Annotated in this window: 12 protein-coding genes and 1 tRNA gene; 8 read left to right on the top strand and 5 right to left on the bottom strand. The window is 63.3% G+C overall.

Translation table 11 applies throughout. The features are described from left to right. The first annotated feature begins 42 nt into the window (after positions 1–42). From AC4FS3_RS19215 to AC4FS3_RS19200, 4 genes are all read left to right on the top strand, one after another. Positions 43–210 carry a hypothetical protein gene (locus AC4FS3_RS19215; RefSeq protein ID WP_171909442.1) on the top strand — a complete coding sequence of 56 codons (168 nt, stop codon included), beginning with the start codon at positions 43–45 and terminating at the stop codon, positions 208–210. A gap of 17 nt (positions 211–227) precedes the next feature. After that, a complete protein-coding gene (locus AC4FS3_RS19210; RefSeq protein WP_491021884.1) occupies positions 228–1,409 on the top strand; it encodes a vWA domain-containing protein in 1,182 nt (393 codons plus the stop codon). Between the two features lie 78 nt (positions 1,410–1,487). Beyond that, positions 1,488–2,537, top strand: coding sequence for an aromatic ring-hydroxylating oxygenase subunit alpha (locus tag AC4FS3_RS19205; protein ID WP_491021883.1), 1,050 nt, complete (start codon positions 1,488–1,490; stop codon positions 2,535–2,537). Positions 2,538–2,578: 41 nt separating this feature from the next. Then, entirely contained in the window at positions 2,579–3,286 is a 708-nt protein-coding gene (locus tag AC4FS3_RS19200; RefSeq protein WP_283178755.1) for a M48 family metalloprotease, read from the top strand. A gap of 198 nt (positions 3,287–3,484) precedes the next feature. Here the strand turns inward: AC4FS3_RS19200 and rpsI are convergent, their stop codons facing one another. The 4 genes from rpsI to AC4FS3_RS19180 all read right to left on the bottom strand — a co-directional run bounded on the left by rpsI (position 3,485) and on the right by AC4FS3_RS19180 (position 6,072). Continuing rightward, positions 3,485–3,988: a 30S ribosomal protein S9 gene (gene rpsI / locus AC4FS3_RS19195; RefSeq protein WP_092895504.1), complete on the bottom strand. Its 504-nt coding sequence runs from the start codon at positions 3,986–3,988 to the stop codon at positions 3,485–3,487. Positions 3,989–3,993: 5 nt separating this feature from the next. Beyond that, positions 3,994–4,458: a 50S ribosomal protein L13 gene (gene rplM / locus AC4FS3_RS19190; protein WP_092895502.1), complete on the bottom strand. Its 465-nt coding sequence runs from the start codon at positions 4,456–4,458 to the stop codon at positions 3,994–3,996. A 154-nt stretch (positions 4,459–4,612) separates the two neighbouring features. Then, on the bottom strand, positions 4,613–5,419 hold the full coding sequence (locus AC4FS3_RS19185) for an SseB family protein (RefSeq protein WP_283177033.1): 807 nt from the start codon (positions 5,417–5,419) through the stop codon (positions 4,613–4,615). Then, entirely contained in the window at positions 5,416–6,072 is a 657-nt protein-coding gene (locus AC4FS3_RS19180) for a uracil-DNA glycosylase family protein (RefSeq protein WP_491021882.1), read from the bottom strand. Before AC4FS3_RS19180 ends, AC4FS3_RS19185 begins: the two co-directional genes overlap by 4 nt. Before the next feature lie 201 nt (positions 6,073–6,273). Here AC4FS3_RS19180 and AC4FS3_RS19175 point away from each other — a divergent pair, with 201 nt between their 5' ends. The 3 genes from AC4FS3_RS19175 (at position 6,274) to AC4FS3_RS19165 (ending at position 10,174) form a co-directional block, all read left to right on the top strand. Next, positions 6,274–7,572 (top strand): Na+/H+ antiporter NhaA, encoded by a 1,299-nt coding sequence (locus tag AC4FS3_RS19175; RefSeq protein ID WP_491021881.1) that lies wholly within the window; start codon positions 6,274–6,276, stop codon positions 7,570–7,572. A 219-nt stretch (positions 7,573–7,791) separates the two neighbouring features. Continuing rightward, positions 7,792–8,442 (top strand): ABC transporter ATP-binding protein, encoded by a 651-nt coding sequence (locus AC4FS3_RS19170; protein WP_092895495.1) that lies wholly within the window; start codon positions 7,792–7,794, stop codon positions 8,440–8,442. Then, positions 8,429–10,174, top strand: coding sequence for a KpsE/RkpR family capsule polysaccharide export protein (locus AC4FS3_RS19165; RefSeq protein WP_491021880.1), 1,746 nt, complete (start codon positions 8,429–8,431; stop codon positions 10,172–10,174). The genes AC4FS3_RS19170 and AC4FS3_RS19165 overlap by 14 nt, the downstream gene beginning before the upstream one ends. Positions 10,175–10,262: 88 nt before the next feature. On the opposite strand, the gene AC4FS3_RS19160 is transcribed toward AC4FS3_RS19165, so the two are convergent. Further along, entirely contained in the window at positions 10,263–11,450 is a 1,188-nt protein-coding gene (locus tag AC4FS3_RS19160) for a BaiN/RdsA family NAD(P)/FAD-dependent oxidoreductase (RefSeq protein WP_491021879.1), read from the bottom strand. Between the two features lie 75 nt (positions 11,451–11,525). On the opposite strand from AC4FS3_RS19160, the gene AC4FS3_RS19155 reads away from it, so the two are divergent. After that, positions 11,526–11,600: transfer RNA gene (locus AC4FS3_RS19155), tRNA-Gln, on the top strand. Positions 11,601–11,928 lie beyond the last annotated feature (328 nt).

Here is an 11,928-nt window from a genome sequence, read left to right as displayed (position 1 = left end):
AGCCCCCGACCAGCCCAGACAGGCAGGACGGGGGCGAACAGAATGCTGGCAATCGGGGGTTTCCTTCTGGGGGCAGTGATCGGCGCGGTCCGCGCCCGCCAGCTGGGCGGCAAAGCGGCAGATATGGCGCAATATGCCTTTGGGATCGGGCTTTTGCTGGGGGTGACCGGCCTGTTTGCGCAGGTCATCCTGCTGCGCCTCTACAGCTGACACCGGAGGGCGGCGCGATGTTTCTGCCCTTTTTCGAATCGCTGCGCCGCGAAGCTGTGCCGGTCAGCCCGCGCGAATTTCTCGCCTTTCTCGAGGCGCTGGAGGCGGGGCTTGCCACCAATGATATCGACGCCTTTTACCATCTTGGCCGGATCACTCTGATCAAGGACGAACGTCATCTCGACCGCTATGACCGCGCCTTCGCCCAGGCATTTGCGGGCCTCGATCAGATCCCGGATGAGGCGGTGATCGAAGCGCTGGACCTGCCCGGCGACTGGCTGGAAAAGCTGGCCGAGAAATTCCTCTCAGATGCGGAAAAGGCGGAAATCCAGGCGCTTGGCGGCTTTGACAAGCTGATGGAAACGCTGCGCCAGCGGCTGGAAGAACAGAAAGGCCGCCATCAGGGTGGCAATAAATGGATCGGCACCGCCGGCACCTCGCCCTTTGGCGCTTATGGCTACAATCCCGAAGGCATCCGCATCGGCCAGAACGAGAGCCGCCACCGCCGTGCGGTCAAGGTCTGGGACAGGCGCGAATTCCGAAACCTTGATGACAAGGCCGAGATCGGATCGCGCAATATCAAACTGGCCTTGCGCGCGCTGCGCCGCTGGGCGCGGGACGGCGCGGTGGAAGAGCTTGACCTTGCCGGCACCATCCGCGCCACGGCGAAACAGGGCTGGCTGGATGTACAGACGCGGCCCGAGCGACGCAATGCGGTCAAGGTGCTGTTGTTTCTGGATATCGGCGGCTCGATGGACCCGCATGTGAAGGTTCTGGAAGAGCTGTTTTCGGCAGCGAAGTCCGAATTCCGGCATCTTGAGACGTGGTATTTCCACAACTGCCTTTATGAGGGCGTCTGGAAGGACAATCAGCGCCGCTGGACGGACCAGACGCCCACCTGGGATATTCTGCGCAGCCATGGGCCTGACTGGCGCGCGATCTTTGTCGGCGATGCCGCGATGTCACCCTATGAGATCAGCCATCCAGGCGGTGCCAATGAGCATTGGAACCGCGAATCCGGCCAGACCTGGCTGACCCGCGCCACCGAACAATGGCCGCATCACCTCTGGATCAACCCGGTGCCCGAAGGACAATGGAGTTACAGCCAGTCCACCCGGATGATTGATGCTATTTTCGAGGGCCGCATGGTGCCGATGACCCTGGACGGCATCACGCGCGGCGTGAAGGCGCTACGCTGAACGCGCCTCTTGCCAGGCGCGGGATTAATCTGGCACATTCGTACAAATGCCCGTGATGGCACGAATGGAGGCAAGCCGATGCCAGCCGATACCCGCCATGATGACGTCCTTCCAGGCCAGCAATATCTGAACCTCGATCCTGGTCTCTATATCCGGCCCGAGGTGTTTCAGGAGGAGCGCGCCAGGATCTTCAACCGCTCCTGGCAGCTGATGGGTCCGGCCTCGGATGTAGCTCAGAGCGGGCAATATCTGGCGATCGACATTGCCGGGATCCCGGTCTTTGCGATCCGGGGACGGGACGGGGTGCTCAGGGGGTTCCGGAACGTCTGCCGCCATCGCGGAGCAAAGCTCCTCGCGGATGGAGCCGGCAAATGCGGGCTGATCGTCTGCCCCTATCACAAATGGTCATTCGCAGACACGGGCCGGCTGGTTCAGGCGCCATGGTATGGCAAAGACCCCGCCATCATCCCCGAGGACTGGCCGCTGGAGCCGGTCTCGCTGTCGGAATGGCGCGGGCTGCTCTTTGCTGCGATTGATCCGGTGGAGAGCCTGCTGGACCAGCTGGGCGATCTGCCCGAAGAGCTGGCAGATGAGCCGATGGAGAGCTACCAGGCCACCGACACCGCCACGGTCAGTTTCGACGCGAACTGGAAGGTCTATACGGACAATTTCGTCGAAGGCTACCACATCCCCGGCACCCATCCGGGTTTCTTCGCGGCGATAGATTTCGAGGCCTTCGCCACCACCGCCCATAAAGGCTATGTGAAGATGACCGCGCCGCCGAAAGACGGGCTGTTCTACCGGGGCAAATGGCTCTGGATGTGGCCGAACTGGACGCTGTCGCTGTTTGACGGCGGCATGAATGTCAGCCGGATCAACCCGTCCTCGGTCGGCCATACCGATCAGCATTACCATTTCTTCTTCGCAGATACCGCAGCCGGGGCCGAGGAGGCGCGGCAGAAATCGGTACAGGGCACGCTTGCGGTGGTGCGCGAGGATTACCAGGTCTGTGTGGAAACCCATCGCAATTACGCCGCCGGCGCCTATACTTCCGGCCCGCTCTCCGGCCACCATGAACGGGGCGTGCAATATTTCCAGGAGCGGGTTGCGCGGGCACTTGCCCTCTGAGGGCTGTTCAAACCGCCCGACTGCCCTGTATTCAGGGCATGATCCTGCGCCTCATGCCCTTTTTGCTGCTGATTGCCTATGGCTTCCTGATGATGCGCTTTTCGGTCTGGCGCTCGAAACGGATGCTGGATCAGCAATCCCGCCCGCTGGATGATCCGGAGATCCAGGCGGTTGCGGCGCGACTTGCCCGGGCCCTTGATCTGCCAGAGGTCAAAGTGAACCTCCTCGACATCGAGCCGGTGAACGGGCTTGCCGCACATGATGGCCGCATCTTCCTGACGCGGGGGTTTCTGACGAAAAAGCAACAGGGCCATGTGACGCCCGAAGAACTGGCTTCGGTGATCGCGCATGAGCTTGGGCATGTGGCACATGGCCATACGCGGCGGCGCATGATCGATTTCACCGGCCAGAATGCGGTCGGCATCCTGCTCGCGGGCGTCCTTAACCGATTTCTCCCCGGCATTGGCGGCATGATCGCCAATTTGTTGTCACGCACGCTGATGGCCAGGCTGTCGCGGCGCGATGAATTCGAAGCGGATGCCTGGGCCACCGCCCTGATGATCCGCGCGGGTTACGGCTCCGGGCCTCAGATCAGCCTGTTCCGCAAGCTCGAGACCCTTACCGGCGGCGGAGGAGGCGAAGTGCCGGTCTGGCTGCGCAGCCACCCGAAAACCGCCGACCGCATTGCGGCCATAGAGGCCAATGAGGCGCGCTGGACCCGGCCTGCTTTGCCAGCCCCCGTTGAATAGCGACGCAGAGGGAGGGGCTCTGCCCCTCGCGGCTTCGCCGCTCACCCCGGGATATTTGAGGACAGATGAAATCAGCAAAGGCTTTTCATCTGTCCTCAAATATCCCCGCCGGAGGCTTCCGCAGCCAGCCAGAAGCAGCGGCTGAACGCAAAAGGCGCGGAGGTTTCCCCCCGCGCCTTTCGTGTAATGTGAAACGGATCAGCGCTTCGAGAACTGGAACGAACGGCGGGCTTTGGCCTTACCGTATTTCTTACGTTCCACGACGCGGCTGTCGCGGGTCAGGAAGCCAGCGGCTTTCAGAGCACCACGGAGCGACGGCTCGAACAGTTGCAGCGCTTTCGAGATGCCGTGCTTCACCGCGCCAGCCTGACCCGAGAGGCCGCCACCGGCGACAGTCGCCATGACGTCATACTGGCCTTCAACATTCGCCACCTGGAAGGGCTGACGCAGGATCATCTGCAGCACCGGGCGCGCGAAATAGGCGGTGTAATCGATATACTCGCCTTTGTTGTTGCGGATCAGGAACTTGCCCGAACCCGGCTTGATCCAGACGCGGGCAACCGCATCCTTACGCTTGCCGGTCGCATAGGAGCGGTTCAGCTTGTCACGCACCGGGGCGCGCACAGCAGCCTCGGCAGCGGCGGCCGGAGCAGCGGTGCCCACAGCGGCCTTCAGATCGTCGAGAGACTTGATATCGGCCATTTAAATCACGCGCTCCGGGTGTTCTTCGGGTTCAGCGGCTTGACGTCGAGGACGGTGGGCTGCTGAGCTTCATGGGCATGTTCTGCGCCGGCATAGACGCGCAGATTCGACATTTGCTGACGGCCCAGGCTGTTGCGGGTGATCATGCGCTCGACAGCTTTGATCACGACGCGCTCGGGATGGTTGCCTTCCAGCACTTCGCGCACGGTGCGCGACTTGATGCCGCCCGGGTGGCCGGTGTGCCAGTAGTAGCGCTTGTCTTCGCGCTTGTTGCCGGTCAGCTGGACCTTGTCCGCATTGATCACGATGACATTGTCACCCATGTCCATGTGGGGCGTGAAGGTCGGCTTGTTTTTGCCGCGCAGGATATTGGCGACGATCGTGGCGAGGCGACCCAGAACGACGCCCTCAGCGTCGATCAGGATCCACTTCTTCTCGATATCCGCCGGGGTAGCGGTGAAGGTTTTCATCGGTGGTTCCATCAAGGATAGAGGCGAGGGAATCCCCCCGCGAATTCGGATGGGGGCTTATCGCTGATGACACTGACATGGTCAAGCGGTTGATTTCATATAAAACATAATAAAATCAATGCTTTAATATTTGGGGTTGAATAATACCCCATCCTCAGCGCAGATAAGGTGGTTTTTCCGGATTCATCCCGGGCCCAGGCGAGGCCTGCCGCTCTTGCGGGACCGGCGCTTCGGGTTCGGGAAGGTCGAACCGCTGCGCCTCAGCCGTTAAGGCGGTCAGCGCCCTGTCATCCGGTCCGAAAAAGGCGACATCCAGCGCCGCCGCGTCGAGGCCCGAGAACACCAGCGCTTCCTGCACGGCGCGCGCCAGTGCCGGCTCTGCCTCGGGTCTTGCGCCAATGAAGGCGAGGAGATGGCCACGCCGCCCGTCATCATATTCGACGCCGGTCAGAAGCGCCGCCCGGGCCAGCCCGCGAGCCGAGGCGAATTTGTCCTGGAGCGCAAGGCTCAGCCCCGCCGGGACGGAAGGCGCGAAGAACCGCGCCGGGCGGCCAAGCGCTTCCTCCGGGGCAGGGTCCAGCGCCTCAGACAGCCAGTCCATCGCTTCGGGAGGCAAGAGCATCTCAGACGGCGCGACCCCCAGATTGACGCCGAGCCCGATCCCCTGACCGCGCAAGAGCCCCGCGATCACCCGCCCCGGCAGCGCCGCCCAGGGCGCAATACCGCCGGTGAAATCCGCCAGCCGCTCTTCGCGGTCGAAGACCAGAACGACTGGGCCGGATTCCAGATCGAACACCTTAGGATCCAGGGTCTCTCCCGCCGCCTCGCGTTCCAGCAAAAGATACAGCTCGCCATCCGCGAGCCGGTCATAAAAGCGCAAAAGCGCCGCCTCATTGCCGGAATCGGCGCTGAGCGCCGCATGGGCCTCGTCTAGCAGGCTGGGAAGCGTGGACTCGCTCATGGCATCTCCATCACACTGCGGATCCGGGCGCGCAGCTCCGGCAGCAGCTCGTCCCCGAACCAGGGGTTGCGTTTCAGCCATCCCGTATTGCGCCAGGAGGGATGGGGCAAGGGAAAGATCCCGCGCGACCCGAAATCGCGCCAGGCACGGACTGTGGCAGTGACATCGCGCGACCCGAGATGCCAGCGGATCGCAGCGCCTCCGACCAGCAGGGTGAGCCGCAGATCGGGAAGACTGGCGATCACGCGCTCCCGCCAGGTCAGGGCACAAACTGCGGGTGGCGGCAGATCGGACCCTTTCGCGTCATAGCCCGGAAAGCAGAAGCCCATCGGCACAATGGCGATGCGCGAGAGATCATAGAACTGCGCCTCCTCGAGCCCGGTCCAGATGCGCAGCCTGTCGCCACTCGGATCCGTAAAGGGGCGCCCCGAAAGATGCACCCGCGCGCCCGGCGCCTGGCCCGCAATCAGCAGCCGCGCCCCCTGCCCGGCCGGCGCCGGGCGGAACCAGACCACAGGTCGCGGCTCTTGCGCGGTGGCGGTCATCTGGAAACGCGCCTCACAAAGGCGGCAGGCTCGGATTTCGTCGGTCAGATCCATGGGATGAAAATAGGAACTGTGCTTTTCTTTTACCAGCAGGGCCGAGGCGGCCATCCCCCTCGTCTCCTGCGGAGACTCACCCCCGGGATATTTAAAGACAGAAAATATACCTTCTTCTGCTCATTTTCTGTCTCTGAATATCCCCGCCGGAGGCATACCGGACATGCCACCAGGCACGGGCTACGCCTGTAAGCGGGCAAGGTTGCAACAGGCCGGGGGTGATCGGGGAAGCCATGGTTGCGGGCCAGGGCGGGCATGGCTAAGCCGGAGGGGTCAGCTGCCCGACACCTTGCCCGCCATGTAGTCTTGCCCGCCATGTATCGAATCTCGCCCCATATCCGCACCTTTGCCCTGGCCCTCCTGGCCGGCGCCGGGCTGGCGACATTTTGGGTCAACCTGGATCCAGGCAGCTATTACGATTTCATTGAATGGCGAATCTCTGATCTGGTTCTGCCGGGCTGGGTCTGGGCCGGCTCGGTCAGCCTTACGCCTTTTATGATCGTTGCCGATATTCTGATGGCGCTGTTTTTCTTCCTGATCGGCAAAGAGCTCTGGGAGGCGATGACGCTGGAGCGTGGCTCGCTGTCGGGCCGGCGTGCGATCCTGCCGCTGGGCATGACTGCGGGCGGGCTGATCGGGGCTGGCGCGGGCTGGCTGATCCTGTCTGCGCTGCTTGAGACCGCAGAGGAAGCGGTGCGCGGTGGCGGATGGCAGGCACCTCTGGGCAGCGATACGCTGCTGGTCTGTCTTTTTGGCCGCATGGTTTTTGGCCGGCGGCCGGCGCTGCATCTGGTGATGCTTCTGGCGATTGCCACCGATATCCTGGCGCTGGTGATCCTTGGGCTCAGCAATCTTGCCGTCTCACCGCGGCTGATGTGGCTCCTGGTTACGCTGGCCTCGGCGCTGGTGGTGCACCGTTTTTTCGGCCGCAGACCCGGCGCGGGCGCCACCGAGCGCGAGCGGCGCGCGGCGGCGGCGCTCTGGCCCTATGCGATCGCAGGCGCCTTCTGCTGGTTCGGGGTCGCGGCCGCAGGCCTGCCGGCGACGCTCGGTCTGTTGCCTCTCCTGCCGGCCATCGCCCATGCCGACCGCAGCTTTGGCCTTTTCGCCGAGGCCGAGAGTTTCCTGCATGACCCGCTGAACCGGCTGATCCGGCTTCTCGTATGGCCGGTCATCCTCATTCTCTTCCTCTTTGGCCTGATCCGGGGGGGCGTCGATCTCGCGGCCTTCGCGCCGACCACGTTGGTAATGCTTGGTGCGCTCTGGCTCGGAAGACCGGCGGGGATGGCGCTCGTGGTCCTTATGCTGGCGGCGATCTTCGGCTCGCGCCTGCCGCGCGGGCTCCGGGTGCGCGATCTGGTGTTGTCGGTCATGCTGCTTTCAATCGGCTTCACCGTACCCGCCGTTGCGATCGAGGCCAGTCTGCCCGGCGGCGCCATGCGGGAGGCGGCACGGATGGGCATGGCGATCAGCCTGCTTGCCGGCCCGATTGCCGTGCTCGTCGCGCGTGCCCTGCTGCGCCGGAGTCCGGGACCCTCTGCCCCGACGCCGTGACCCGTCCGTCCCCCGTAAAATCGTGGGGCTCACAATTCTGTGTCACAGGACTGTCGCCGCAGACATAATGCGGCCAGAATGTGCAGCGACACTGGTCAGAACGCGTTAACGCAAATGCCGGATTATCCACCTGGTCTGTGGATAGCTCTGCCGCCCCCGGGGCGTCAGAGGCCCTAAGACGGAAGGACATAGGGCCAATAGCCCGGAGCAGGTTACAATATGATCGAGTTCGACAGTGTTTCCAAATCCTTCTGGACCGGCACAAGGCGCAAGGTGATCCTTGACCGCGCCTCTTTCCGTGTCGAACAGGGCCGCTCTCTGGGGATCCTCGCCCCGAATGGCACCGGCAAGACCACCCTGATCCAGATGATGGCAGGGCTGGAGAAACCCGATGATGGCCGCATCACCAAAACCAGCCGCGTCTCGTTTCCGCTGGGCTTCATGGGCGGGGTCTCGGGCAAGATGTCGGCCCTGGAAAACAGCCGCTATATTGCCCGGCTTTACGGGCTTGACCCCGATTATGTCGAAAGCTTCTGCCGCTGGGTCTGTGATCTTGGCGACTATTTCCGAATGCCCTATGCGACCTATTCCTCGGGGATGAAATCGCGCTTCAACTTCTCGCTCCTGCTGGCGCTGGAATTCGACATCTACCTGATCGACGAGGGCATGCCCTCGACCGGCGATGTGGAGTTCAACCGCAAAGCCGGTGGCATCTTGCGCGAAAGACTGAAGAACGCGACGGTTGTCATCGTGTCGCATTCAGCGCAAACGCTGGAAAAATTCTGCCGCCAGGCGGCGGTGCTGCGCAATGGGCAGCTTTATATGTTCGACACCCTCGAAGAAGCGAAACGCCTCTATGACTATGCTTAAGGCCGCGCGGTACAACATTCGCCGCCAGGAGACGCCTGCTGCCCCGGCCCCGCGTCCGGCGCCTGTGCTCGTTGCCACGGCGACGCCGGGCGAGATGCTGTTCGACAATCCGGAAGACGGATTCGGCGATCAGAAATTCGAAACGGCGGGGGGCCCGGTCACATCCGGGGTCAGGGCCGGGAACGCCGGCAGTTCTCAGGCACAAGAGCCCGCCGCCGGGACGGAGGCGAATCATCCGGTCGCGCATGAGCTGGCAGCGATCCGCAAGGAAGGGCTGACCGGGCGCCAGCTGCGCACCGCCCGCCGCCTTGCGCAAAGCCACAACTTGCCCGCGACTTCGGATCACGATGCGGTGCGCCTGCTGCGCGCCGCCGGGATCAACCCGTTTGAGCGCGGCTCGATGCTGGATATGGTTTCAGCAGAACCCGGCACCGCGGTTGCTGCGGCCGGCGAAGGCGGCGGCGGCAAGGCGGGCGGCGGAACCGGGCGGGCGCTCTCGCCCCTGCCCGGCGACGGCGTGCAATTGCCCCAGACCATCAAGCCGATCCAGGTGCCCTCGACCGAACAGCGGATCGAGGTGAATCACGCCGCCGAGATCCTGCGCATGCAGCAGGACATCGCCAAACGCCGCCGCCGCAAGCTGGCGCTCCTCTTCGTGCGGATGTTCATCTTTGTCCTGCTGCCGACGCTGGTCGCGGGCTGGTATTTCTCGTCGATCGCGACGCGGCAATATGGCACCAAATCGGAATTCGCGGTGCATAAGGCGGAAAGCCCGCAGGCCGGGGGCGCGCTTGGCGGCATGTTGCAGGGCACGTCGCTTGCCACCTCGCAGGATTCCATCGCGGTGCAGGGCTATCTGCAATCGCGCGAGGCGATGATGCGGCTGGAAGGCGATGTCGGGTTCCGCGAGGCATTTATGGGCCCGGCGATTGATCCGATTCTGCGCCTGCCACCCGAGGCCTCGCTGGAAGACGCCTATAAGCTTTATAAATCCCACATCCTGATTTCCTATGACCCGTCTGAGGGCATCATCCGGATGGAAGCGATTGCTCCGGATCCGCAGCTTTCGGTCGAATGGTCGAAGCAGCTGATTTCCTATGCCGAGGAACAGGTCGACCAGCTCACCCACCGCCTGCGCGAAGATGCGATGCAGTCCTCGGACGAAGGTTACACGGATGCCGAGGTCAAGCTGCTCGAAGCGCAGCAGAAAGTCATCGCGCTGCAGGAACAGTTCAAGGTTCTCAATTCCGAGACCGAGCTGACGCTGCTGACAACCCAGATCGGCACTCTCGACAATCAGCTGATCCAGGAACGGCTGTCCCTGGCGCAGATGGAGGCGAACCAGAACCCGAACGCGGCCCGGCTGGAGCCGGTCAAACGCCGGATCACCACGCTGGAGGCCGAGATCGCGACATTGCGCACCCGGCTGACCGAAGGTCAGGGCGGCGAGAGCTCGCTGGCGCAGATCCAGGGCCAGCTGCGACTTGCCCAGGCCGAGGTCGAGACGCGTCAGATGATGCTGGCGCAGTCGCTTCAGGCCAAGGAAACCGCGCGAATCGCCGCGAACAGCCAGACCCGCTATCTCTCGATCTCGGTGGCGCCGGTGCCGCCCGATGTGCCGACCTATCCCCGCGTCTTCGAGAATACCCTTGTGACGCTGCTGATTCTGATCGGCATCTATCTGATGATTTCGATGACGGTGGCCATCCTGCGCGAACAGGTCTCATCCTGATCCGTCATTCGTCCTGATCTTTCAACAGCAGCAAAAAGGGCGGCCATCGGGCCGCCCTTTTTCATTCTGCTCTGGCTGCCGGCGACGTTCAGGCCACCTGCCCCGCCGCCCAGCCCGAAGACCAGGCCCATTGGAAATTATACCCGCCAAGCCAGCCGGTGATATCCACCAGCTCGCCCACCACATAAAGACCCGGCACCGCCTTCGCCGCCATGGTCTTTGCGTCCAGCCCGTCAGTGTCGACGCCGCCCAGCGTGACCTCGGCCGTGCGATACCCTTCTGAGCCCACCGGCACCAGCTGCCAGTCATGCAACCCCGCCGCCAGCTGGTCGAGCTTTGCATCCGCCATTTCCGCCAGAGGCCCCGGCTCGCCCTGGCCCAGATGCTTCGCCAGCCGCTCCGGCAGCACCGGGCTCAGCGCCTGGGTCAACGTGCCCCGCCCGCCCTTACGCTTCGCGGCTTTCAGCAACGCGGCAAAGCCTGCATCCCGCCCCCGCCCCGGCAGCAGGTCAACCGAGATCCGGTCCCCCTCGCGCCAATAGCTCGAGATCTGCAATATAGCCGGCCCCGACAGCCCGCGATGGGTAAAGAGCATCGCCTCGTCAAACCGCCCGCCCCGGCAGCTGATCTGCACCGGCGCCGAGACCCCGGCCAGCGGCGAGATCCAGGCCAGTTCCTGTTCTGCAAATGTCAGCGGCACCAGCGCCGGCCGCGTATCCGTCACCTTCAGCCCGAGGCTTTCCGCCACCCGGTATCCCCAGGGGCTCGCCCCCATTTTCGGAATCGACTTGCCGCCTGTGGCCAGCACAAGCGACCGCGTCTCCTGCACCCCGCGCGGCGTGGCAACCCGAAAGCCATCGCCCGACCGGCTCACCTCTCCGGGTTCCGTCGCAAGCCAGAGCTCGACCCCGGCATCGCGCATTTCCCCCACCAGCCAGGCCACAACCTGTTTCGCCGATCCGTCGCAGAAAAGCTGCCCGAGTGTTTTTTCATGCCAGGCGATGCCGGCCTGATCGAATCGCGACACAACATCCCACTGGCTGAACCGCTTCAGCGCCGAAAGCGCGAAACGCGGATTGGCCCCAAGGTAATTCCCGACGCCGATCCCGGTATTGGTGAAATTGCATCTTCCGCCACCCGAAATGCGGATCTTCTCGCCCGGATTCGCGCCATGTTCGATCACAAGCACCCGCCGCCCGCGCCGTCCCGCCTCAACAGCCGCGAGCATCCCCGCCGCACCAGCGCCAAGCACGATGACATCCCAGATCCCGGCCATACAAACTCCTGCCAAATTTCCTTCATATCCCCTCTTGCAGCCTGCAAGAGCCTTCGCTAAACACCCGCTCACGGTTGGGGCGTCGCCAAGTGGTAAGGCAGCGGTTTTTGGTACCGCCATTCCCAGGTTCGAATCCTGGCGCCCCAGCCAATCTTCCTGTGACAGTTGAGAAGACCAGCCGCAAGCGGGAAACCGTGTGCGGGCAAGGGGTTGGGCTGTTGACGGTCTGGGGCGATGGGGACGGAATGCCCCAGGGGATGCCCCGGTATGGGTCAGACCCAGCTCGTCGTCAAACTTCCGACAGAATACACGACTATTGGTTCGCATCCACGCCTCGGGGACCAAAGAATGACGCCGAAAGAATACGATGACAAACTCAGGCGACAGTCCCGGCGTGGCCTTGGGATGCCCCCACTGAAGTGGTCCACCCACAGGGATATGCTTATCCCGTTTTCAGGAGGACCAGATTATGGCTGGC

The sequence above is a fragment of the Pseudogemmobacter sp. TB195 genome (assembly GCF_058313095.1).
The sequence above is the reverse complement of the archived record's forward strand: the minus strand, read 5'-3'. Positions and strand labels throughout refer to the sequence as shown.

Coding starts and splice junctions, on each gene's coding strand:
- rpsI (WP_092895504.1), bottom strand. CDS start 3,988: ATGGCCGATATCAAGTCTCTCGACGATCTGAAGGCCGCTGTGGGCACC.
- rplM (WP_092895502.1), bottom strand. CDS start 4,458: ATGAAAACCTTCACCGCTACCCCGGCGGATATCGAGAAGAAGTGGATC.
- AC4FS3_RS19180 (WP_491021882.1), bottom strand. CDS start 6,072: ATGGCCGCCTCGGCCCTGCTGGTAAAAGAAAAGCACAGTTCCTATTTT.
- AC4FS3_RS19160 (WP_491021879.1), bottom strand. CDS start 11,450: ATGGCCGGGATCTGGGATGTCATCGTGCTTGGCGCTGGTGCGGCGGGG.
- AC4FS3_RS19205 (WP_491021883.1), top strand. CDS start 1,488: ATGCCAGCCGATACCCGCCATGATGACGTCCTTCCAGGCCAGCAATAT.
- AC4FS3_RS19170 (WP_092895495.1), top strand. CDS start 7,792: ATGATCGAGTTCGACAGTGTTTCCAAATCCTTCTGGACCGGCACAAGG.
- AC4FS3_RS19215 (WP_171909442.1), top strand. CDS start 43: ATGCTGGCAATCGGGGGTTTCCTTCTGGGGGCAGTGATCGGCGCGGTC.
- AC4FS3_RS19175 (WP_491021881.1), top strand. CDS start 6,274: ATGGCTAAGCCGGAGGGGTCAGCTGCCCGACACCTTGCCCGCCATGTA.
- AC4FS3_RS19210 (WP_491021884.1), top strand. CDS start 228: ATGTTTCTGCCCTTTTTCGAATCGCTGCGCCGCGAAGCTGTGCCGGTC.
- AC4FS3_RS19165 (WP_491021880.1), top strand. CDS start 8,429: ATGACTATGCTTAAGGCCGCGCGGTACAACATTCGCCGCCAGGAGACG.
- AC4FS3_RS19185 (WP_283177033.1), bottom strand. CDS start 5,419: ATGAGCGAGTCCACGCTTCCCAGCCTGCTAGACGAGGCCCATGCGGCG.